This is a genomic window from Ruegeria sp. YTSA105 (genome assembly GCF_059610225.1).
The window spans coordinates 56,691-79,188 of the sequence record NZ_JBXWNE010000001.1 but is presented as its reverse complement, the minus strand read 5'-3'; the positions used below and the strand labels follow the sequence as shown (position 1 = coordinate 79,188).

The following is a 22,498-nucleotide window of genomic DNA, read 5'->3' as shown; positions in this document are numbered from 1 at the left end:
CTTTCATTGAGGTCGAAAATGGGCCAGTTTCCAACCTGATACAGGCTGACATTAGGGTAATGAAAATGGACACGACTCTCGCCGCAGGTTTTTTCGGCGCGCTTTTTGCGATCATGAACCCGATCACCAACTTGCCCGTTTTTCTGAGCGTGACTGATGGTCTGACCCCCGCAGATCAACGCAAGGTTGCGGTGAAAACCGTCACCTACTGTCTGATCCTGGGCGGTGCTTTTGCAGCCATTGGCAGCAAGACATTGGGACTGTTCGGCATCAGCGTCAATGATCTGCGCGTTGCGGGCGGTCTTATTGTCCTGATGATCGGCCTGAACATGCTGAGCGGCACCGAGAGCACGGCGCATCACGGAACCGAAGGCGAAAAGAAATCTTATCCCGAGGCCGACACCGTCGCCTTTTACCCGTTGGCCTTTCCTATCCTCGTTGGGCCTGGCACAATCACGACGTTGATCCTCTATGCACATCAAATGTCCAAACCTATGGACGTCATACTCTATGCGGGCGTTTTTCTGGCAGTGCTGTTTTTGCTGTTCGTCACATTCTGGAACGCCGCGGCGCTGTCCAAGCGGCTTTCGGACAACGCTCGGGTGATCATGAGCCGCTTTATGGGTATGATCCTGTCTGCCATCGCAATCAGCATGATCGCGGACGGACTTAAAGTTCTGCTTCCCGGTTTGGCGTAACTGCCGCATCAGACCTCGTACCCGGCGGCTTCGGTCTGGACGAAGGCGTCGGCGCATTGCTTGGCCAAGGCGCGCACGCGTCCGATATAGGCCTGCCGTTCCGTCACCGAGATCACGCCACGCGCATCCAGCAGGTTAAAGATGTGCGACGCCTTGATGCACTGATCATAGGCCGGATGCGCCATGATGATGCGTTTGCCGGTCTTGGGATCGTCATGATCCTGCGCCAGAATGGTGGCACATTCAGCCTCGGCCTCTTTGAAATGGTCGAGCAGCACGTCGGTATTGGCCACGTCAAAGTTCCAGCGGGCATATTCTTCTTCGGTCTGTTTGAATATGTCACCATAGGTCAGCGGGCTGGGTGACTGCGGATCGTTGAAGGGCATGTCCATCACGTGATCAACACCCAGCACATACATCGCCAGCCGCTCCAACCCATAGGTCAATTCACCTGAAACCGGCGCGCAGTCATGGCCTCCGACCTGTTGAAAATAGGTGAACTGGCTGACTTCCATGCCGTCGCACCAGACCTCCCAGCCCAGGCCCCAGGCGCCCAGGGTTGGGCTTTCCCAGTCATCCTCGACAAACCGGATGTCATGCAGGTCCATGTCGATGCCGATTGCCTCAAGGCTGCCCAGATACAACGCCTGCAGGTCCGGCGGGCTAGGCTTGATCAACACCTGATACTGATAATAGTGCTGCAAGCGATTGGGGTTCTCGCCATAGCGCCCATCTGTTGGGCGGCGCGAGGGCTGTACATAAGCTGCGGCCCAGGACTTGGACCCCAACGCGCGCAAAGTAGTCGCGGGGTGGAATGTCCCTGCCCCCACTTCCATGTCATAGGGCTGCAGAATGGCGCAGCCTTTTGACGCCCAATAGGTCTGAAGGCGCAGGATGATCTCCTGAAAAGAGCGAGGTGCGTTGGACTTAACGGTCATCACATTCCCTTTGGACGCCATTGCGCCCTGTTCCGGTGGGTTTTGCCCTTCCTATGCAAGGGGCCAAGGGGCGTCAACGGGACAGTGTGCCCGGGAAGCCACTGAGCGGCCGAACTGGAAATTCCCCGTATTCCAGGCATGGTGTTTCAACCCGCATATCGCGTACTCTTCATCGCAGAAAAACACCGCGGACACAGGCACACAATGAGACGCATATTAACGGTAATTTCAGTTCTTTTCCTTTTCGGCGTGCGGGCATCATTTGCTCAGCAAGACGGAGGTGTTTGGGTCCAGGTCGAGGCGCAGCCTTCGCTGCGTGAAGCCCAGGAACGCGCACAAGCCTATTCTGGCGCGTTGCCAGACGTGAATGGATTTCGCCTGAATTCGGGCTGGTATGCCATTGTGATCGGCCCGTATCTGCGCGGCGATGCCGAGCAAGTTCTGCGGGTGTACCGCGCAGAGGGGCAAATTCCAGCCGACAGCTTTATCGCCTTCTCGAACACACTGGGGCAGCAGTTCTGGCCGGTCAGTGCGAATACTCAGGACCAGGCTGTTGTGACAGCGCCGGTCGCACCTGAACCGGAACAGCCAGTGGCCGAGGCAACCCCGCAAATTGCCGATGAAACCAGATCACAGGCGCTGCAAAGCGAACGATTGCTGAGCGCGCAGGAGCGTATGGGCCTTCAAACCGCACTTCAGGCAGCCGGTTTCTACAACTCGACGATTGACGGTGCCTTTGGACAGGGAACGCGTCGCTCGATGGGCGACTGGCAAAGTTTCAACGGATACGAGGCGACCGGGGTTTTGACGACGGCACAGCGCAAGGCCTTGATGGATGACTATAACGCGCCATTAATCAGCGCCGGAATGCAGCGCTACACAGACCCACAGGCAGGTATTGAGATGGCCATGCCGCTGGGTATTGTTGCATTCGACCGTTACGAGGCCCCCTTCGTGCATTTCAACGGCTCGACCGACCTGAATGCTCAGGCCCTGCTGATCAGTCAGGATGGCACCAAAGCAACCCTGCGGGCCCTTTTTGAAGTCATGCAGTCGCTGGAAATCGTTCCGCTTGAAGGCCCTCGCCAGCTGCGCGGTGACAGCTTTACCCTGGAAGGTCGCGGCAATGACATTGTATCCTATACCGAGGCCAAGCTGAAAGATGGTCAGATCAAAGGTTTTACTCTGGTCTGGCCCGAAGGGGACGAGGCGCGCCGTACCCGCGTTCTTGCCGCCATGAAAGCGGGCTTTAGCACCACTGATGCGGTTCTTGACGCCGCCGCCGGATCGGACGCTGCGCAAAGCATTGATCTTGTATCCGGCCTGCAGGTTCGCAAACCGCGCCTGTCACGCTCGGGGTTCTTTGCGGATGCCAAAGGCACCGTCCTGACCGTGACCGAGGCGGCAGATAGCTGCTCGCGGATCACGCTGGACGGCGCGCACGAGCTTGAGGTCGCCTCGACCGATCCCAATATCGGCATCGCCGTTCTGCGGCCAAGCCGCGACCTTTCCCCGATCAGCGTGGCCGAGTTCAGCAGCACCAAGCCGCGGATTCAGTCCGAGGTTGCGGTCTCCGGATTCTCGTATCAGGGCGTTTTGGGCGGTCCGACGCTGTCATATGGGCAGATCGCCGACCTGCGCGGCCTGAACGGTGAGGATGGCGTGAAGCGTCTGGCGCTGGCCACCCAACCCGGCGATGCAGGAGGCCCCGTGTTTGACGGCAACGGTCAGGTGGTCGGGATGCTTTTGCCGACGCCGACGAATGGGCGGACCCTGCCCGCCTCGGTCAGCCTGTCTGCCAATACAGAGAGCCTGAACAAGGCGCTGAGCAAGGCTGGGCTGGCAGGTCAATCCAGCGCCACCGCCGCCACGCAGGTCTCACCCAATGAGCTTAGCCGCCGGGCAAATGGGATGACTGTTCTGGTACAATGCTGGGATTGAGTTCGTAAAATCGCGCATTAACGCCGCCCATCCGGGCGGCGTTTTTTATTCTGCGCGCCATATGTCCGGAGTGATCCGGATCAATGTCGGCCCCTTAGCGGAAAACGCTTTTCGCACCGCAGACTGCATGTCTTCCAGTGTTGAGGGCGCAGCAGACAAGGCGCCGAATGCCTCGGCCAGTTTGCAAAAGTCAGGGTTTCGCGCAACGACAGCATTCGGCGCGATCTGACTGCCCACCATGCTGTCTTCGATCTCTTTCAGCTTGCCATTGTCCCAAAGAATGATCGGCAGGGGCAAACCCAGCTCTACCGCCACGCCCAATTCCATCATCGTGTAGTGAAAGCCATAATCCCCAGCAATCACAGCAGTCGGCCTGCCCGGCCGCGCGATAGCGCCACCTATTCCAGCCGGCAACGCATAGCCCAGCGTGCCAAAGCCGTTCGGGTGGTGCCAATGATAGGGGAAAGGCATTTCCCACACCCCCTTGGCAACATAGGCGAACTGGGTCATGTCCGAATACACCATCACATCCGCTGGCATTGCCTTACGCAAGGCATCCAACACCGGGACAATACCGGGCCGTTCCGCATCAATCTCGGCGCGCCATTTACTGCGGGCTTCGGAGACCTCATCCGAGGACCAGCCATTTGCCGGTTTGACATGGTCAATAGACGCCCACATCGCGTGGGCAAAGCTTCCGCCATCCGCCTGCAACTTGACAGAGGCCCGATGATGGTCCGACAGGACCTGAGGGTCCAGATCAATGCGGATCATATTGGCCGTATGCCCCAGCGCATCGCGCCACAGATCGACCTCACCCAGCTCGGCTCCGACGACCACCACAAGATCGGCGGAGGCGATGATCCGGGCGCTTTCGGGACGAGACAAGGCAGCGCCAAAATCCAACGCATAATCCAACCCCACCATTCCACGCCCCGCATAGGTGGTGAAACAGGCCGCTCCGATCTGTGTCAGAATCTGCCGCCACAAGTTTGATCTTGCACCACCTCCCAGAACGAACAGCGGCCTGCGCGCGATGTTCAACATCGACAAGACTGGCGCGACGTCCGGCGGCAGAGCCTTTGTCCGCAAACCCGGCTGGTTCGGGAATGGGGCCGGGTCAGCCTGTGCCTTAAGCTGCGAAATCGGCATCTGTATGTGCTTGGGTCTGGGGCGGCTCAGCGCGAACTCTTCGAAAGCACGTTCAACCAGGCCATAGGCGGCCGAAGCTGTACTTGCCTGCAACGACCAATCCGCGACCGTTTCTCCGGCGGCACGTTGATCCTTCATCTGATGAAGCTGTCCCTGCAGCGCCTGATCATCATCAAGGCAGGAGGACAGCACCAGCATTGGCACCGAATCCGAATACCCCTGCCCCATGGGTGTCATGATGTTGCACAGCCCAGGCCCAGTGATCACATAGGCCACGCCAGGATTGCCGCTTGCGCGCGCATATCCGTCCGCCATGAAACCGGCCCCCTGCTCGTGCCGCGCAAGAACTTGGGTGATGCCGGCTTCTTCGATCCCGCGATACATCTCTTGATTATGGACGCCGGGGATACCAAAAATCACATCAACACCCCGATCCCGGAGCATGTGCGAGATTTGAGCGCCAAGTGGTCTTTTCATTAACTTCTCCAGAAATGGACTGTGAACAGCGCATAGACCGCGAGCAGTTCAAGCCGACCGACCAGCATCCCCGCAGATAGTAACCATTTGGCTGTATCGCTGAGCCCGCTGAAATTACCCGCTGGTCCGATCTGATCCCCAAGGCCCGGACCAACATTGGCCAACGCGGTTGCTGCACCCGAGACAGAGGTAATGAAATCCAGCCCGGTCAGCGCCAGCGCCCATGCCAGGAAACCCAAAGACAATACGAAGAACATGAAAAAGCTCATGACCGAAGTCAGGACATCCGTTCCGATGGGACGCCCATCATAGAGAGGCATGAACACCCCATGCGGTGAACGGATACGCCGGATTTGAGTTTTGATGGATGCAAACAGCAGTTGATAGCGGAAAATCTTGATCGAACAGGCAGTTGATCCCGCACACCCTCCTATCAGGCCAATCAGGAAGAACACCATGATCGGAAAACTGCCCCAACCCATGTAATCGACGCTGGCATAACCGGTACCTGAAATGATCGACGTGATGTTGAACAGCGATTCCCGCACCGCCTGTTCCCAGTGATGCGGAAAGACAGAGGTCAAAAACACCGCCATGACGGCTACAAGAATCAGGATCGTGGCCAAAAACGCCCGAATCTGACTGTCGCGGAACAGGGAGCCGGTGCTGCCATTGGCAAACTGAACATAACGCACAAATGGCAGGGCAGCGAGGATCATGAAAATCGACGCCGCATATTCCGCCGGACCCGAGAAGGTACCGAACGATGCATCATAGTTTGAAAACCCACCGGTCGAGATTGTTGTCATAGAATGAACCACGGCGTCAAAAAAGCTCATGCCAAGACCGGTGTAAACAAGCGCGCAGACCACGGTCAGGAACACGTAGATCAGGGAAATCTGGCCTGCGATTTCTTGCGCCCGCGGCAGGATCTTACCCATGGTTTCGAAACCTTCCGAACGGAAGATCTGCATTCCTCCGACCCGAAGCTCGGGCAGAAAAACCATTGCAACAACGATGATCCCGATACCGCCCAGCCATTGCAGCACACCGCGCCACAAAAGCAACCCCTGCGGCAGACCGTCGAGCCCGGAAATCACGGTCGAGCCCGTGGTCGTAAGGCCAGACATGGCCTCGAAATAGGCATCGACAAAGCGCAACTCGGTTTCCCCGAACAGGAAAGGAATTGCCCCAAATAAAGGCAAAGCCACCCAAACGCCGGTCGTGAGCAGAAAGGTCTGACGGATCGTCAACCCTTCGCCAACGCCATTTGAGCAGCTCATAGAAAGGACAGCGCCGGTCAGAATGGTAATAACGCTGCTTTCAAGGAAAACATGCCATTCGCCGCGACCCTCGATAAGGTCCGCAAGCATGGGCAACATCATGGTCGCCCCAAGAATGGCGACCAACAGGCCAATCACATATCCTACCGGGCGCATGTCCGTCATGAGGCGCAGCGTTGGCGCGCCTGCACGACTGTGTCAAGCAGATGTCCCGATTACTTTTCGGTTTTGCCGCTCGAGACGGGCATCACGGGCGGTTTCGAAGGCGCGCGTGACCGGCGTGCAGCTGCCGCCTGTCCCGCCTGAGCCTTCGGCGCGGCCGGATTTGCGGGTGCAGGTTTGACGGTTGCAACCCGATCTGCCTTCACCTTGGACGCTACGGGTTTAACAGCTGCGGTTTTTGCAACAGCAGCGTCGATCGCAGCGGCGGGAGCAGCTGATTTTACCACTGCAGGCCTAACTGCAGCAGGTTTAGCGGCTTCTACTTTGGGCATTTCAGATTTGGCAGTTACGGTTTTGGTAACAGCAGGCTTTGCCGTAGCGGCTTTGGGGGCAGCGGGTCTAGCTGCGACCTTTGGGGCTGCGCCTTTTGCCACTGCAGGTTTTGCCGCGGACTTGGTCTGTGCCTTTTTCGCACCCCCCGACGCTCTGGCTTTTGTCACAGGTTTCGCCAGGGCGGGCTTGGGCGATTCGGCCTTTGCCTTGACTTCTGCCTTTTTCTGGACGGCCACTTTGACCTTTGCCGCAGGTTGCGGATCAGCATTGACCACAGGCATCGCCTGAGATTTGAACTCAGGTGCCTTCACGTCAGCAACAGTCTTTTCGGAGGCGACACGCAGGGCCTGAACCTGGGCGAAGGGCAGTTCAATCGCAGAGTTGGTCAGAATTTGCATGATTTTCAAATGGTTGGTCATTGCCTCACCGGCAAATCGAATTGCTGCTGCCTGAAATTCAAATGGCTGGGTAAACGGGTTCATGAGGTTGTTCTCCTGTGAAAGTGATGCAACCCGCGAATGAGTAAAGAACCCTGCCCGCCCTGACAAAACGGGCGGATTACGTTGCCTTGCAGTCCTTGGCGTCGCACGTGCCGGCTTCCTGATTGAGTGAAATGATCACCAGAACAGTGACCACGAGATGGCTGCATTCAAGGATAGTTTACAGCAAGAACTTCGCGCTTGCAGCATTTATCGCTGCAATGCGGCGAAATTTCACCACGCCGGCACTTAATCAAGGCTTTACAAAGGTTTAACGCCTATCCGACATGAAACAATGTCGTAAACAGCCTCGGATCCAGGCTGGAGGACACAAAGGTCGGGCCCTCAGTCAGAACAGAAACGGCATCATGGCTGTGCAGGCTTTCTTGATGGCTGGCGATCACTCGGAAATCGCCGATATGATGGTCTGCCAAAAGTTCGGCACAAAACAGGCGTGCTGCGTCTTCGACAAAAATCGGGTTTGCGGCGTTCAGCTCGGCAAAGGCCTGCTCATCTTCACGTTTGACCATGACCTGCGTCTCGGTCGGCACCGCCCTGCGACACAGCGCAATCAGATCTTCGAACCAGAGGCAATCGGCATCGCAATCGACCGCAACCGATATCCGCGCAACCGAGCGCTGCGAATGCGGCGTCGCCAGTTGCCCTCGTGTAGACCGCGCATGCTCGCTGAGCTCCAGAGAACATGGGCACGTCGAGGAATACACATAATCCAGATGCATGATCTTTTGACGCACGCCATTCTGTTCGACCAGTTCCAGCGCGATATCGTAATATTGATAGCCTTCCAGACCCGAACGCAGGCTTTGAGTCCTGTCCGGGTAAGAGAACCGCATCTGGATACGTGCGTCAAAGCTGTCCAGATCGGTCATATAGTCGTTCAGCGCAGCCTCGATCACCTCAAAGCTGAACGTGCGCTCAGCATGTTTGTAGAACGAACGCATGATACGGGACATGTTGATGCCCTTCTTTTCCGCATCAAGGCTGACAGTGCCAGTCACTGAGGTCTCCAGCGTCAGGTCGTCGCCCTGCTTGCGGTGAAACCGGATCGGCAGGCGGAAATTCGATATGCCAACATGTTGAATCTGTTGCTTTGCCCCACGGATCAGGCTGGAAGGTCCATTCTGAAGGTCAGGCAACGAGGCGCGGTAGGCCTCATCCACAGCAAACCCCTCGGGGTAATGCCGCGACAGGGATGGGTAGTTGACCGGCAGGAGCCCCGGCACAAGGCGCGCGACAGCAGGATCAAGCTGACCGATTTCAGCCTCGGTCGCGTTCTCGGCCCATTTCCGCAGGGTTTTCAACGCTGCCGCGGCCTCATCATTGTTGGGGGCGTCATCAATGTCACGGGGATACACGTTCATCGATCAGGGCTCCTCGGGTTGGTCGCCGGACTATATATATGTTCGACGCGATTTCCAGTCTAATGGTATACGCGCCGAAACACAGCCCGGATCTAAACTTCGTGATGGGCGCACCATGCGCACAAGCCACAAACCGTTTTCGAACCATGCCTAACAGTCCAGCTGACGCCCCTATTGCTGAGAAACGTCCAATGCGCGCTTGATATCGGCAAGAAGATCATCGGCGTCTTCCAGACCAACCGAGAACCGGATGAGGCCCGGAGCAATGCCCAGCTCAACTTTTTGGTCGTCACTCAATCTTTGATGTGTGGTGGTTGCCGGGTGGGTCGCAATCGACTTGGCATCGCCCAGATTGTTCGAAATCACCGGAATCGTCAGGGTGTTAAGGAAGGAAAATGCCGCCTCTTTTCCGCCCTTGATATCTAACGACAGCACTGTCCCGCCTTTGCCGCCAAGCTGCGTTTGCATCAGATCATTCTGCGCATGAGACTTCAGACCGGGGTAAAGCGTCCGCTCCAACGCCGGATGGCCCTCTAGCGCCTCGGCAATCCTCTGGGCGGTTTCGGCCTGTGCGTTGACCCGCAAGGCCATGGTCTCAAGCCCTTTCAACATGATCCACGCGTTGAAGGGGCTAAGCGCGCCTCCGGTGTGTTTCATATAGGGCTCGACCGTACCACGGATGAACTCTTTGGTGCCGATGATGACACCACCCAGGGCGCGGCCCTGCCCGTCAATATGCTTGGTCGCCGAGTAGACAACCACGTCAGCCCCCTGAGCGATCGCGCGCGAGAAAACTGGGGTCGAGAACACATTGTCCACGATGACCGTTGCACCAACCGCATGGGCCAGAAGGGAAACGGCTGAGATGTCGATGACCTCAAGCGTCGGGTTGGACATGGATTCGAAGAAAACCGCTTTGGTGTCCGGGCGGATCGCAGCCTCCCATGCGTCAAGATCGGTACCGTCCACAAAGGTCACTTCAACCCCGAACCGGGTCAGCACGTTTTCCAGAATATACAGGCACGACCCGAACAGAGCCTTGGCAGAAACAACGTGGTCACCGGCTTGCAACATCGAAGTCAGTGCCGCATTCACCGCAGCCATTCCAGAGGCGGTGGCAAAAGCGTCTTCGCCCCCTTCCAGAGCCGCGATACGCTGTTCAAACATCGAAACTGTCGGGTTGCCATACCGAGCGTAAATGAACTCATCAGGGCCGGTTTCGATGAACCGCGCCTCGGCCTGCTCGGCCGTATCATAGACAAATCCCTGGGTCAGAAAGATCGCCTCGCTCACTTCGTTGTATTGGCTGCGGCGGGTGCCGCCATGGACGGCTTGTGTGCGCTTGTTCCAGCTCTCGCTCATGTCATTCCTTTCAGCCCCGCTTGGGAGGCAAACAAAAAACCCCAGACGCGGCCAAGCGAAAGGGGTCTTTCATCCTGACCTTTTAGCGGTGTTGTTTAACGTGGCCCGCAATCCGGTAACAAATCGCCACTTGATGAGGATGCATTTACGCCCCGTCCCAGATCACGTCAAGACCGGCTGCACCAAGGTCACGCTTTCGTAACACACCTGCGCGCCCTCTTGCCGAACGCGCTGAAACACCTCCATGATCGCGTCCAGTTTGAGGAGATGACATGATCGATCTATATTTCTGGCCCACGCCCAACGGCTGGAAAGTGTCCATCGCTTTGGAAGAGATGGAGCTGCCCTATAAAACCCACCTGATCAACATCGGCCAAGGCGACCAGTTCGACCCCGAGTTCCTTAAGATCGCCCCCAACAACCGGATGCCCGCGATCGTCGATCCGAACGGACCCGGAGGGACGCCGGTATCTGTATTCGAAAGCGGCGCGATCCTGATGTATCTCGCCCGAAAAACCGGACGCTTCTATGGTGAAACTGAACGTGACCGGATCGCTGTCGAAGAATGGCTGATGTGGCAGATGGGCGGCATCGGCCCGATGGCGGGACAAGCACACCATTTCCTGAAATACGCACCTCAGCTGGACCCGCCGCAAGACCTGCCCTACCCCAAGGATCGCTACCGTGCCGAAGTCGGACGTCTTTACGGCGTTCTGGATCGCAGGCTGGCCGAGAACGAATATGTGGCCGGCAATTTCTATTCCATCGCCGACATGTCGATCTGGGGCTGGGCGAGCTTGTGGGAAGGGCAACAACAGGTGTTGGAAAACAAGCCTCACTTTACCCGCTGGTTGGAAACCGTAAGCTCTCGCCGCGGTGTGCAAGCGGGCCGCGCCTTGCATGCCGAGTTGCGCGGAGATCACCGTGACAGGCAATCGCAGGGCGTTTTGTTTAAACGATAAGCGAGGGTATTGTTTACACGGTATGTCGCATTTTCTGGATGCCAGAATCAGGAGTGAATTTTGACCGTCCTAGTACAACCGGCCTCCAAATCTGTTCCACCCGAGGCTCTCGCCGATCTTCTATGGAGCACAGATCCAAAACTAAACGGTTACATATTTGGAAAAATGGATGTCTTGCTTAAGATCATCGGAACAGAATGGCCCGCGCAACTAGGTTTGTATTCGTTCAAACATGCCTTCACGGCCATGCACCGTGGCAAAGTCGCCGGCCTCCTTATTGGGCATACAGAAGAAGAATATGCTGCGAATTTCGATTTTTCCGTCGATCATCAAGCTAATGCTCTTGGCGAAGATGAAGCCGTCATCTAAAATCTGCCTTGCATTGGATGGATCGGTTGTTTCCCGCCCCGCGTCAAAACTCTTACTACATTCTCGAATTCGCTGTGAACCCAGACATGCAGGGTACAGGCATTGCCAGCCAACTCTTTGCAATAGCAACGAAACGGGCTTTGGCGGGTGGGTGCAATCAAATATGCCTTGATGTAGCTGCCAACAATGAAGCCGTTAGTTTTTATGAACATATTGGATTTAGCGTCGAAATTGAATCGCGCGTGCCCGTTTTGGACGACGAGCATGGAATAGGAATGCACCTGCACATGGTTCTAGAGATCGGTCAAAGCGACTGACATCGGTGCAGGCTCGATTGCAATATTGTCGATAAGAATATTCAGCCGCGACCGTTCATGTCGCAATTCCCACTGGAAACAGGCAACGCCCTTCACTAAGGAAGAAATCGACAATCGAAAAAGGAAGACGCACGCAATGGCAAAGATCACCTATGTCGAGCATGGCGGTACCGAGCACACTGTCGAGGTCGCCAACGGACTAACCGTCATGGAAGGAGCCCGTGACAACAACATTCCCGGCATCGAAGCGGATTGCGGCGGCGCCTGTGCCTGTTCGACCTGCCATGTCTATATCCACCCCGACTGGGTTGAGAAAATTCCCGGCAAGGATGACATGGAAGAAGACATGCTGGACTTTGCCTATGAGCCCGACCCTGCCCGTTCGCGCCTGACCTGCCAGATCAAAGTCACAGACGAGATGGATGGCTTGATCGTTCAGATGCCGGAAAAACAGATCTGATGCCCTGCAAAGCGCCGCGCCTACCCTACCGAACTTGGCAGGGTCAGGCCCGCGGCGCAGCGCTGACGTTGTGCTTCTGGCTGACGGGCCATGTCCCGCTGGCACTGGCAGAGACCGTCCCAGCCGCTCGTTTCACCGAGCCGACAACACGTTACGCCCACGGAGTTCTGGGTGATAACATCGAATATGGCGCGTTGGAACTGACTACCCAAAGCGGAAATGTGACCATCCACCTTCCATCTGATCGCGTATTTGAAGATCTCGCTCCACGGCTTGTGGACGTGGATCAGGACGGGACCCCCGAGGTCATTGTCATTGAATCTCAGGGTCAAACGGGCGCTCAGTTGGCCATCTATGATGCCAGAGGCGATAAAATCGCCGCAACTCCGCATATCGGTACCCGCTTTCGATGGCTTGCTCCGGTCGGGGCGGCGGATCTGGATGGGGATGGCAATATCGAAATCGCCTATGTCGACCGCCCTCATCTGGCCAAGACATTGCGCATTTGGCGCTTTGTCGACGGCGAATTAATCCAGATTGCCGCTCTACCAGGGCTGACAAATCATCGGATCGGCGAAGGTTTCATCACAGGGGGTCTGCGCGACTGTGGCAATGGCCCGGAACTGGTTGTCGCGTCTGCGGACTGGCGCGAAATTGTCAGCATCCGCTTTGACAATGGCTGGGTGCAGCATCTGGTCGCCCCCTTTAGCCCGAAAGCAATGACCTCTGCGCTTAACTGCGTACCCTCGCCCTGACTGCAGCCCGCGTCAGAGGGCTGCCCGGCCCAAGCCCATTGACGCTGCATCTCTGATGCAGTGGCTGGGCGCGGGAGCCCTCGCGATTACAGCGCCCGCCATCCGATATCCCGGCGAAAGAACCCCTCTGGCCAGTTGATCCCGTCGATCAGCTCATAGGCGCGGTCACGCGCTTCCTGCAGGTTCTGGCCGCGTGCGGTGACATTCAATACCCGGCCACCACTAGAGACGATCTGACCGTCGGATTCTTTGGTTCCTGCGTGAAACACCATATTACCGCTATCTTCAGATACGTCATCCAGCCCTTTGATCACGCTGCCTTTTTGGTAGGCGCCCGGATAACCATTTGCGGCCATGACTACCGTCAAGGCGTGATCATCCGCCCAGTTTACACGCGCCTCGGCCAACCGGCCTTCTGCTGCGGCGTGCATCAGGTCCATCGCCTGCGCGCCCAGGCGCATCATCAGCACCTGACATTCCGGGTCGCCGAAACGCACGTTATATTCAACCAACCGTGGCTGGCCGTCTTTGATCATCAAACCAACATAAAGAACGCCCTGAAACGGCGTTCCGCGCCGCTTCATCTCTGCCATGGTGGGGCGCACAATCTCGTTCATCGCGCGCTCTTCGATTACAGCGCTTAACACAGGAGCCGGAGAATACGCGCCCATGCCGCCGGTGTTCAGACCGGTATCGCCCTCGCCTACCCGTTTATGGTCTTGCGCCGTGCCAATGGACAGGATGCTTTCCCCGTCGCACAGCACGAACAGAGATGCCTCTTCACCTTCCATGAACTCTTCGACCACAACTTCGGCACCGGCACCACCAAAGGCTCCGCCAAACATGTCATCGATCGCATCCAAGGCCGTCGCTTCGTCCATCGCAACGATCACACCCTTGCCCGCGGCCAAGCCATCAGCCTTGACGACGATAGGTGCGCCCTGCTTTTTGATATAGGCTTTGGCTGGCTCGGCCTCGATAAACCGGGCGTATCCTGCGGTTGGAGCATTGGCGGCGTCGCAGATCTCTTTAGTAAAGCTCTTGGACGCCTCGAGACGTGCAGCCGCGGCCGAGGGGCCAAAAACCAGGACACCAGCCTCGCGCAAACGATCCGCAACCCCCGCAGCCAATGGCGCCTCGGGGCCGACGATCACAAAGTCGATCGCGTTCTCATCCGCAAATCTGACCACCTCACCGCCATTTTCGATGTCCAGTGCCGCACATTCGGCGATCCGGGCAATCCCAGCATTGCCCGGAGCCACGATCAGGCGGTCACATTTCGGGTTTTGCATCACCGCCCAGGCCAGGCTGTGTTCGCGCCCACCACTGCCGAGAATGAGGATGTTCATGACTGCTCTCCGATCTGCTTGGCCTCGCCTTCCGCGCGTTCTAAGCTGGCCGGGCATTTGACACAAGGCGCTGAAATGTCCGACCTGCTTGACGACCCCATTCCCGGCCAAAATACCCCAGAATACACTGTTTCCGACATCTCGGGCGAGGTGAAGCGGACGCTGGAAGGCAGTTTCGGCCGAATCCGTGTTCGGGGTGAGGTCGGTCGCGTGTTCAAAGCCAGATCTGGTCATCTGTACTATGACATCAAGGACGACAAGAACGTACTGGCCTGCACCACTTGGAAAGGCCAGGTTGCTGCCCTATCCGTGGTTCCCGAGGAAGGTCTGGAAGTGGTCGTCACAGGCCGCCTGACCGCTTTTGGAGCGCAGTCCAAATACAATCTGAACGTGGATGAGGTTTCAGTGGCCGGACAGGGTGCCTTGATGGCCCTGCTTGAAAAGCGAAAGAAACAGTTGGAATCCGAGGGCCTGTTCGCACCCGAGCGTAAAAAGCCTCTGCCCTATCTTCCTCAGATCATCGGCGTGGTGACCTCACCCTCGGGCGCGGTGATCCGCGATATCCTGCACCGGTTGCGTGACAGGTTTCCGCGCAAAGTGCTGATCTGGCCTGTCGCGGTGCAAGGTTCGAATTGCGCGCCTGAGGTGGCGAACGCGATTACTGGTTTCAACCAACTGACCCCTGGCGGTGCGCTGCCACGACCGGACCTGATCATCGTCGCCCGTGGTGGCGGGTCAATCGAGGACCTCTGGGGGTTCAACGAAGAGGCCGTGGCCCGCGCAACGGCGGCGTCGGATATCCCGGTGATCTCGGCCGTTGGGCACGAGACCGACACGACCCTGATTGATTTTGTGTCGGACCGCCGGGCCCCAACCCCCACGGCCGCAGCCGAGCTTGCGGTGCCCGTCCGCATGGAACTTTTGGCCTGGACCGGAGAGCAGGGCGCCCGCCTGTCCCGTGCAGCCACGGACGCTGTGCAAAGACGGTCGCAACGGTTGCGGGATTTATCCCGCGCATTACCACGCCCGGATAGTTTGTTGAACAACCCGCGACAACGCCTTGATTTAATTGCGGACCGACTGACACCAGCACTTGAGCGCGGCGTACAAAACCGCCGCCTTCAAGTTGTGAAACTGTCCGCCCATCTGCGCCCGTCCACATTACGCTCACTGGTCGGAACCCGACAGGAAACACTGCGCAGCCTTTCGTCGCGCCTGTCTGTCCGGCCGATCCAGCGCGAAATCGACAGCCAACGGCAAAACATCAACCGCCTAGCCGAACGCTTGAGTACAGCGCAAGCCGCGCGTCTGGACCGGATGCGTCAATCCCTGGAAACCGCAGACCGGCTGCGGGAAACGCTCAGCTACAAGGCCACGCTGCAACGAGGATATGCGGTCGTACGCGCCGAAGGGCAAGTGCTGACAACCCGTAAACAGGCGGCAAAACACCAATCCTTTGACATTGAATTTGCAGATGGCGAATTGAAGACCGGCCCGTCTACCACGTCACCGTCAACTTCGAAAAAGCCGCCGAAAAAAGATGCGCCGGATCAGGGGTCGTTGTTCTGACCCCTGCACAGGCTAGACACCGACTTCGGGACCGTAACAGACCATCTCGGCGTCTGTGTCTTCGTTCTCATATAGTTCGGTCATCTCAGGATTTCCCTCGAACTGAGCGATCAGACCGCCGCCAGATTCGGTGAATACCCAACATTGCGGGTCATGCCGGTCTTCATAGACGAAACAGATCTGTCCTTCCTGCTCGTACCAGAGCCCTTCTTTGCAGTTCCCATCCAGAAAAGACCAAATCACGCGGCGATCCGGCAGATAACGCTCGACCCCATAGATCCTGCCTTCAAAGCCATAGAACAGGGTTTTTCCCAGCGTATAGCGGTCAAATTCGGCGCCGGATAGGGATGTGTCGGCACAAACCGCCGGGGCAGCCATCGAAAACAGAATCGCAATTCGTTTCAGCATGGGTTCATTCTGTCAGATGGCAGGCCGCTAGGCCAATTCCCTTTTCATTCCAACCGGGTGCCTTCACGTCACCGATTGAGTTTTGCGGTTATGCGCTGCGAAAGTGTTCAGTACATGCTGCGGAGATAACTCTATGACCAATGCCCTGTTTCTGATTGCGACAGCTTGCGCTCTGGCTTACCTGCCATTGACCTCGCGTGGCGCTGGCGCTGTTCGGTCAATCCTAAAGACCCTATCCGTCGCAGTTTTGGCGGTCATTGCCGCCCAAAGTGGCGCTCCATTTCTGTTGATCCTTGCGCTGGCATTCTGTGCGCTGGGGGACGCCCTTCTGTCCCGGGAAAGTGATGCCACCTTCATGGCCGGGATCGGTGCCTTTGCAACTGGTCATCTGGCCTATATCGGTCTGTTCCTGTCCCATCCGGCCAGCGACGCCGCGCTTATTCTGGAGAAGCCCGGATATTTCTGGTCTTTGATCCTCCTCGGTATTGTCGTTGTCACCCTATTACCGCCGCGTGCCGGAGACCTGAAATGGCCCGTTCTCGGGTATATTCCGATCATTCTGGGCATGGGTATCACGGTCCTGGCCCTGCCCGAGACAGGCGCGCTGCGTTGGGCTTTACCTGCGGCTTTGTCCTTTATCGCGTCCGACCTGATCCTGGCGACTGAGAAGTTTCTTTTGCCAGTGGACCATCCCAGCCGCCGTTTCACCTCCTATCTGGTTTGGGTATTGTATTGGGGGGCGCAAGCCGGTCTTCTGATCGCCTTCCTCTGACCCTTTGCAACTGCTGCAATTCCGCATTAGGTGAGAGGAACACCTGCGGAGACCAAAAATGGCGCTATTCTCAAAGCTCAAGGACAAGCTGTTCAAATCCTCATCCCGCCTTGAACAGGGGTTGGATGCCATCGTTGAAGATGGGGGCGAGGAAACAACTGCACCGGATCCAATCCCACCAGCGCCGCATTCCGAACCGGAACCCGAAGTCGCGCAACCGGACATGGCACCGGAACAGGCAGTTGCCAAACCGGTGGCCATTACAGCCGAGTCTGCTCCGTCCAAATCCATGCTCGGGCGGCTTTTCGGGCGCGCCGAGACCGAGACAACAGTTCGCCGCACGCTGGATGACGACATGCTGGAACAGCTTGAAGAGCTGTTGATTGCATCCGACATGGGTGTGGACACAGCGCTGCGCGTCACCGCCAATATGGCCGAGGGCCGTTATGGCCGCAAACTTTCGACACAAGAGATCAAGCAGCTTCTGGCGCAGGAAGTCGCCCGGGTTATGGAACCCGTTGCAAAGCCCATGCCGCTCTATTCCAAACGCCCACAGGTGGTACTGGTCGTTGGCGTCAACGGATCGGGCAAGACCACCACGATCGGCAAACTAGCCAGCCAGTTCAGGGCTGCCGGCAAGAACGTAGTGATCGCAGCTGGAGACACCTTCCGCGCAGCCGCCGTAGAACAGCTGCAGGTCTGGGGCGACCGCGCAGGCGTTCCGGTCCTGACAGCCCCCGAAGGCTCGGACCCCGCCTCCCTGGCCTTCGATGCGTTGACGCGCGCACAAGAGGATGGCGCCGATCTGCTGATGATCGACACCGCCGGTCGTCTGCAGAATCGTGCCGACCTGATGGAGGAATTAGCCAAGATCGTCCGGGTGATCCGCAAAGTCGACGAAACCGCACCGCACAATACCCTTTTGGTTCTGGACGCCACCACCGGTCAGAACGCACTCAGTCAGGTCGATACCTTTCAGAAACTGGCCGATGTCTCCGGCCTGGTGATGACCAAGCTGGACGGCACCGCAAAAGGCGGCGTGCTGGTGGCTCTGGCTGACAAGTTCGGCCTGCCCATTCACGCAATCGGCGTCGGAGAGCAGATCGACGATCTCGCCCCTTTCGATCCCGAAGAATTCGCAGCGGCCCTAACAGGCCTGGAAAAAGGCTAATCCCTACTTCATCTGGCTAAAAATATCTTCGGGGGTGTGGGGGGCAGACAGCCCCCCACCCTCTCCACCCGCGAAAGGTCGATGTCTTGAGCGACTGGCTCATCTCTCTGGAAGGCACGCCCAAGGGCCATGACCTTGCCCTCGGGCTCGCGCTGATGGCCGCCTTCTTGCACGCGGTGTTCGGAGCCTTGCAAAAAGGCCGTCACGACCCGTGGCTGTCCCGCGGGGCCATAGACGCCAGTTACTGTCTTCTGGCTGCACCTTTCGCGTTTTTTGTAGTGCCCTGGCCCGAACCCTATATGTGGCCAATCTTCGCCACCGTCTGGCTGATCCACATCGCTTACAAGATACTGCAGGCAATGGCCTATACCAAGGGCTCTTACACGGTGGTCTATCCCGTCGTGCGCGGCACCGGACCACTGTTCACCGTTTTCGGCGCCTATCTTTTGTTTGGCGAGACCTTCTCTGCCACGCAATGGTTTGGTGTCGCGGTCTTGCTGGCCGGGATATTCGGGCTTGCGGCCTATAATCTGCGGTTTCTTGAAACCAACCGCGAAACGCTTGGGATCGCCCTAGCCTTGGCCCTCGCAACCGGCCTGTTTGTGGCGTTATATACCACCTATGACGCCTATGGCATTCGTGCGACGGCCGATCCGTTCACCTTTCTGGCCTGGTTTTTCATGATCGACGGGGCCGCCATGCCGATCTATGCGTTCTTTCGCTGGCGCGTGATGGCCCATCGCCCGGCCTTGGGACCCTTGGCGCTGCGCGGCATCGCCGGCGGGATCATCGCCCCCCTATCTTTCGGGGCCATCATGCTGGCCACGCGGTTGGACAAGGTCGGCGAAGCCGCCGTTCTGCGGGAAACCTCCACCGTCTTTGCCGCCCTGATCGGCTGGCTGGTTCTGAAAGAAACCGTCGGCCCAAGGCGGATCGCGCTGATGGCATTGATTGCACTCGGCGCCGTAATAGTTGAAATGGGCGGGTAAGCAGCAGGACAAAAGACATGACAGGCAAGACCGACATAAATCCATTTCTGAAACAGGTGCTGGAACTGGGTCCTCCGCTGGCCTTTTTCTTCATCTACCTGCGCTTGCGCGATGACAGCTTTATGATCGGCGGCATCGAGTATTCCGGCTTTATCATTGCCACGATCATTTTTGTGCCGCTGATGCTGGGGGCAATGGGCATCTTGTGGTACCTGACCGGCAAGCTAAGTCGGATGCAGATATTTACAGCTTTCATGGTCATTTTCTTCGGCGGCCTGACCGCCTGGTTCAATGACGAGCGGTTCTTCAAGATGAAAACCACGCTTGTTTATGGCCTGTTTGCTCTGATCCTGGGGATCGGGCTGCTGCAAAAGAAATCCTATCTTGCCTATGTTCTGGACGAGATTCTGCCCATGAAACACGAAGGCTGGATGATCCTGACCCGTCGTCTGTGTGCGTGTTTTGCTGTTCTGGCCGTCGCAAATGAATTCGTGTGGCGCACGATGTCGACCGACCTGTGGGTCAAGATTGAGACCTTCGGATTCCCCATTGCCCTTATGGCGTTCCTCATGCTGCAGTTCAGCCTGTTGCAAAGCTATATGGATGATCCCGATCATCAATGACGGCTAAATCCTCAACCGCCCTTCGGATGACTTTTCCGTGAAGCGCGGGAGGCCATAAAACCTAACAAAATCCTTGGCTAAACGCTTGGGCTATGAAAAGTTGTGTCACCACTCACCTTTTCCCGCCGGAGCACCACACCAAATGACGGCTTTCCCAAATAGTGGCTTTCTATCCGAAGCTTCAGACCGGCTGAGATCAATGCTCTCGGCACAGGCGACAGAGATTTCTCTCGAACCTGGTGATATCCTTTTCGAACAAGGGGATGAAGGGGATGCCCTCTATGCCATTCTTGCCGGCACGCTAGAGGTGTCCTTCTTGGCGATGAGCGGTCGAAAACTCTCGTTGACATTGATGAAGCCTGGCGAGGTCTTTGGTGAAATCGGCTTGTTCGACAATGGCCCCCGCACCGCAACCGTGGCCGCGGCCGAGGCCTCTCGGGTGCTGCGTGTGCGTAGGTCCGATGTCATGAACCAGATCCGCCAACATCCTGACCTTGCGGTGGATATGATCCGACTGGCCGGTTTGCGCATGCGGTGGATGGGGTCGCAACTGAATGAACAGGTCTTTTTGCCGATGCCTATCCGGCTTGCGCGCAAACTGCTGCATCTGTCCAACCTTCAAGACGATCCAACCACTCGCATTACCCTGTCCCAAAGCGAGCTGGCCGAATTCGTTGGTGCCACGCGCGAAGCTGTCTCAAAGACAATTTCAACCTGGAAACGCGACAAGGTTGTCGAAGCTTCGCGGGGCGGCCTGATGATCCATGATTTTGAGGCGCTGCGGGAACTGGCGGATTCCGACCTCATTTGACCTGTTGTGACCTGCTTCACATACGACAGATCGCATTAAGATTACGTTAGGAACTGTTACCGTAGGAGGTCAGAGAATCATCCCCGATATCTGTCCACTGACCTCTCCCTGTACCAGAGCCATACGCCTTCCCCGGCGTGTGGCTCATCTTTTTTCAGCACAGAAAAAAGGCCAGAGCAGGTGCCCTGGCCTTTCTGTTTGTTCAACCTAAGAGATCACTCTTCAAGGCTCAGCGCGACAAAGCGTGGATCTCCACCGCGCCGCACCAAAAGCAGCAGTGACTTCCGCCCGGCCGTGCGGGCTTCTTCCATTCGGTCCTCGAGATCAGAAATCGCAGTGACCTTCTGCTGGCCAGCCTCGGTGATCAGATCACCGGCGCGCAAACCCTTGGCATAGGCTTCTGACGCCTCGTCCACTTTGGTCACAACCAGCCCCTCGGTATCCGGCTCCAGCCCCAGATCAGCACGCAGGGCTTCAGTCACGGGCGATATCGTCAGCCCCAGAATATCGGCATTTTCCTCAACCGGGGCTTCTTCTGCCTCACCCTCTTCGCTTTCGGCCCGCTCGGCATCTTCGCGGCGGCCCAGAGTCACGAGCACTGTCTGCGTGCTGCCATCCCGATGCACCACCACACGGACCGACTTGCCAACCGTTGTCTCACCAACCTGACGTACCAATCCACGGGTGTCTTCGACCTCAACACCATCAAAGCTGAGGATCACGTCACCGGCCAACAGGCCTGCCTCTTTGGCCGGGCCCTCGGGTACATCGCTGATAAGCGCGCCACCCGGCTTGTCCAGGCCCATCGCCTCGGCCATATCCTCGGTCACATCCTGAATGCGGACACCCAGCCAACCGCGGCGGGTCTCTCCGAACTCGCGCAGTTGGTCGACAACCTTGACCACCACATTCGAGGCCATCGAGAAGCCAATCCCGATCGAACCACCATTCGGCGACAGGATCGCCGTATTCACGCCGATCACCTCGCCATCCATATTGAACAGCGGCCCGCCCGAGTTCCCCCGGTTAATCGCAGCATCGGTCTGGATATAGTCGTCATAAGATCCGCTGAGCGCGCGGTTCCGCGCCGAGACGATCCCCGCCGAAACCGAAAACCCTTGCCCCAGGGGATTGCCCATCGCAATCACCCAGTCGCCAACGCGCGCAATGTCACTATCACCAAACTTGACGTATTTCAGCGGCCCGGTGGCTTCGACCTTCAAAAGCGCGATATCGGTTTTTTCATCCGTTCCGATCACTTTCGCAGGCAGTTCTTTCTTCGGTTGACCGTCGCCCGGGAAGAATTCGACCAGTATCTCATCAGCCTCGGCAATAACGTGGTTGTTGGTAACGATGAAACCATCCTCGGATATCACAAATCCCGAGCCCAGCGAATTGCTGCGGCGCGGGCGGTTGTCATCTTCCCCGTTACGATCTTGAAACTCGCGAAAGAAATCTTCGAACGGAGAGCCTTCGGGAACGATCCCCTGTGGGCCGGTCTGTCCCTCGATCAGTGTCGAAGTGGTGATGTTGACCACCGCTGGGCTGATCTTATCGGCCAGCGGAGCCAGGCTTTCGCCCCGCGCCTGGGCGGCCACTGACTGCGCCAATACAAGCAGCATCCCGGCAAAGGCCAGCCACATCAACCGCATGAAACCAACAACGTCGTCCCGCCGGACGGATATACTGCGCGCTTGTGACTGCACGTGGGAACTCCTTGTCGTCAACACTATCTG

General features: G+C 57.4%; 22 protein-coding genes and 1 riboswitch. Of the genes, 13 read left to right on the top strand and 9 right to left on the bottom strand.

Annotation, left to right across the window (positions count from 1 at the left end; all coding sequences use genetic code 11):
• Positions 1-65 precede the first annotated feature (65 nt).
• Positions 66-698 carry a MarC family protein gene (locus tag AC2FH2_RS00435; RefSeq protein WP_496822528.1) on the top strand — a complete coding sequence of 211 codons (633 nt, stop codon included), beginning with the start codon at positions 66-68 and terminating at the stop codon, positions 696-698.
• A gap of 8 nt (positions 699-706) precedes the next feature.
• Here AC2FH2_RS00435 and AC2FH2_RS00430 read toward each other — a convergent pair whose 3' ends face one another.
• On the bottom strand, positions 707-1,636 hold the full coding sequence (locus tag AC2FH2_RS00430; protein WP_142634529.1) for a glycine--tRNA ligase subunit alpha: 930 nt from the start codon (positions 1,634-1,636) through the stop codon (positions 707-709).
• Positions 1,637-1,840: 204 nt separating this feature from the next.
• Here AC2FH2_RS00430 and AC2FH2_RS00425 point away from each other — a divergent pair, with 204 nt between their 5' ends.
• Positions 1,841-3,577: a serine protease gene (locus AC2FH2_RS00425; RefSeq protein WP_496822527.1), complete on the top strand. Its 1,737-nt coding sequence runs from the start codon at positions 1,841-1,843 to the stop codon at positions 3,575-3,577.
• 45 nt (positions 3,578-3,622) lie between these two features.
• On the opposite strand, the gene AC2FH2_RS00420 is transcribed toward AC2FH2_RS00425, so the two are convergent.
• The 5 genes from AC2FH2_RS00420 to metZ all read right to left on the bottom strand — a co-directional run bounded on the left by AC2FH2_RS00420 (position 3,623) and on the right by metZ (position 10,207).
• Positions 3,623-5,206: a thiamine pyrophosphate-binding protein gene (locus AC2FH2_RS00420; protein ID WP_496822526.1), complete on the bottom strand. Its 1,584-nt coding sequence runs from the start codon at positions 5,204-5,206 to the stop codon at positions 3,623-3,625.
• On the bottom strand, positions 5,206-6,654 hold the full coding sequence (locus AC2FH2_RS00415) for a TrkH family potassium uptake protein (protein WP_142634535.1): 1,449 nt from the start codon (positions 6,652-6,654) through the stop codon (positions 5,206-5,208). Before AC2FH2_RS00415 ends, AC2FH2_RS00420 begins: the two co-directional genes overlap by 1 nt.
• 50 nt (positions 6,655-6,704) lie before the next feature.
• Positions 6,705-7,466 (bottom strand): hypothetical protein, encoded by a 762-nt coding sequence (locus AC2FH2_RS00410; RefSeq protein ID WP_496822525.1) that lies wholly within the window; start codon positions 7,464-7,466, stop codon positions 6,705-6,707.
• A 275-nt stretch (positions 7,467-7,741) separates the two neighbouring features.
• Positions 7,742-8,845 (bottom strand): GTP cyclohydrolase FolE2, encoded by a 1,104-nt coding sequence (folE2, locus tag AC2FH2_RS00405; protein ID WP_142634540.1) that lies wholly within the window; start codon positions 8,843-8,845, stop codon positions 7,742-7,744.
• Positions 8,846-9,016: 171 nt separating this feature from the next.
• The gene (gene metZ / locus AC2FH2_RS00400) at positions 9,017-10,207 is read right to left on the bottom strand and encodes an O-succinylhomoserine sulfhydrylase (RefSeq protein WP_496822524.1); all 1,191 of its coding nucleotides are present in this window, start codon (positions 10,205-10,207) and stop codon (positions 9,017-9,019) included.
• Positions 10,208-10,269: 62 nt separating this feature from the next.
• Positions 10,270-10,347, bottom strand: a riboswitch (SAM riboswitch).
• A 132-nt stretch (positions 10,348-10,479) separates the two neighbouring features.
• On the opposite strand from metZ, the gene AC2FH2_RS00395 reads away from it, so the two are divergent.
• The 5 genes from AC2FH2_RS00395 (at position 10,480) to AC2FH2_RS00375 (ending at position 13,070) form a co-directional block, all read left to right on the top strand.
• A complete protein-coding gene (locus AC2FH2_RS00395; RefSeq protein ID WP_271946383.1) occupies positions 10,480-11,169 on the top strand; it encodes a glutathione S-transferase N-terminal domain-containing protein in 690 nt (229 codons plus the stop codon).
• 60 nt (positions 11,170-11,229) lie between these two features.
• A complete protein-coding gene (locus tag AC2FH2_RS00390; RefSeq protein WP_496713478.1) occupies positions 11,230-11,538 on the top strand; it encodes a hypothetical protein in 309 nt (102 codons plus the stop codon).
• Between the two features lie 17 nt (positions 11,539-11,555).
• On the top strand, positions 11,556-11,855 hold the full coding sequence (locus AC2FH2_RS00385; protein ID WP_496713545.1) for a GNAT family N-acetyltransferase: 300 nt from the start codon (positions 11,556-11,558) through the stop codon (positions 11,853-11,855).
• A 136-nt stretch (positions 11,856-11,991) separates the two neighbouring features.
• Positions 11,992-12,315 (top strand): 2Fe-2S iron-sulfur cluster-binding protein, encoded by a 324-nt coding sequence (locus AC2FH2_RS00380; protein WP_142634548.1) that lies wholly within the window; start codon positions 11,992-11,994, stop codon positions 12,313-12,315.
• Positions 12,315-13,070 (top strand): FG-GAP repeat domain-containing protein, encoded by a 756-nt coding sequence (locus AC2FH2_RS00375; RefSeq protein ID WP_496822523.1) that lies wholly within the window; start codon positions 12,315-12,317, stop codon positions 13,068-13,070. Before AC2FH2_RS00380 ends, AC2FH2_RS00375 begins: the two co-directional genes overlap by 1 nt.
• A gap of 86 nt (positions 13,071-13,156) precedes the next feature.
• Here AC2FH2_RS00375 and purD read toward each other — a convergent pair whose 3' ends face one another.
• Positions 13,157-14,419 carry a phosphoribosylamine--glycine ligase gene (gene purD / locus AC2FH2_RS00370; protein WP_496687516.1) on the bottom strand — a complete coding sequence of 421 codons (1,263 nt, stop codon included), beginning with the start codon at positions 14,417-14,419 and terminating at the stop codon, positions 13,157-13,159.
• Between the two features lie 75 nt (positions 14,420-14,494).
• Here purD and xseA point away from each other — a divergent pair, with 75 nt between their 5' ends.
• Positions 14,495-15,988 carry an exodeoxyribonuclease VII large subunit gene (gene xseA, locus AC2FH2_RS00365; protein WP_496822522.1) on the top strand — a complete coding sequence of 498 codons (1,494 nt, stop codon included), beginning with the start codon at positions 14,495-14,497 and terminating at the stop codon, positions 15,986-15,988.
• A 12-nt stretch (positions 15,989-16,000) separates the two neighbouring features.
• Here xseA and AC2FH2_RS00360 read toward each other — a convergent pair whose 3' ends face one another.
• Positions 16,001-16,396, bottom strand: a complete 396-nt coding sequence (locus tag AC2FH2_RS00360; protein WP_496751363.1) for a hypothetical protein — start codon at positions 16,394-16,396, stop codon at positions 16,001-16,003.
• Between the two features lie 133 nt (positions 16,397-16,529).
• On the opposite strand from AC2FH2_RS00360, the gene AC2FH2_RS00355 reads away from it, so the two are divergent.
• The 5 genes from AC2FH2_RS00355 to AC2FH2_RS00335 all read left to right on the top strand — a co-directional run bounded on the left by AC2FH2_RS00355 (position 16,530) and on the right by AC2FH2_RS00335 (position 20,762).
• Positions 16,530-17,168: a lysoplasmalogenase family protein gene (locus AC2FH2_RS00355; RefSeq protein ID WP_281972305.1), complete on the top strand. Its 639-nt coding sequence runs from the start codon at positions 16,530-16,532 to the stop codon at positions 17,166-17,168.
• A 58-nt stretch (positions 17,169-17,226) separates the two neighbouring features.
• Positions 17,227-18,339, top strand: a complete 1,113-nt coding sequence (gene ftsY, locus AC2FH2_RS00350; protein ID WP_496822521.1) for a signal recognition particle-docking protein FtsY — start codon at positions 17,227-17,229, stop codon at positions 18,337-18,339.
• Between the two features lie 86 nt (positions 18,340-18,425).
• On the top strand, positions 18,426-19,328 hold the full coding sequence (locus AC2FH2_RS00345; RefSeq protein ID WP_496790673.1) for an EamA family transporter: 903 nt from the start codon (positions 18,426-18,428) through the stop codon (positions 19,326-19,328).
• A 17-nt stretch (positions 19,329-19,345) separates the two neighbouring features.
• Positions 19,346-19,951 (top strand): inner membrane-spanning protein YciB, encoded by a 606-nt coding sequence (locus AC2FH2_RS00340; protein ID WP_496822520.1) that lies wholly within the window; start codon positions 19,346-19,348, stop codon positions 19,949-19,951.
• A gap of 142 nt (positions 19,952-20,093) precedes the next feature.
• Positions 20,094-20,762 carry a Crp/Fnr family transcriptional regulator gene (locus tag AC2FH2_RS00335; protein ID WP_142634564.1) on the top strand — a complete coding sequence of 223 codons (669 nt, stop codon included), beginning with the start codon at positions 20,094-20,096 and terminating at the stop codon, positions 20,760-20,762.
• Positions 20,763-20,977: 215 nt separating this feature from the next.
• On the opposite strand, the gene AC2FH2_RS00330 is transcribed toward AC2FH2_RS00335, so the two are convergent.
• Entirely contained in the window at positions 20,978-22,468 is a 1,491-nt protein-coding gene (locus AC2FH2_RS00330) for a Do family serine endopeptidase (RefSeq protein ID WP_496822519.1), read from the bottom strand.
• Between the last annotated feature and the right edge of the window lie 30 nt (positions 22,469-22,498).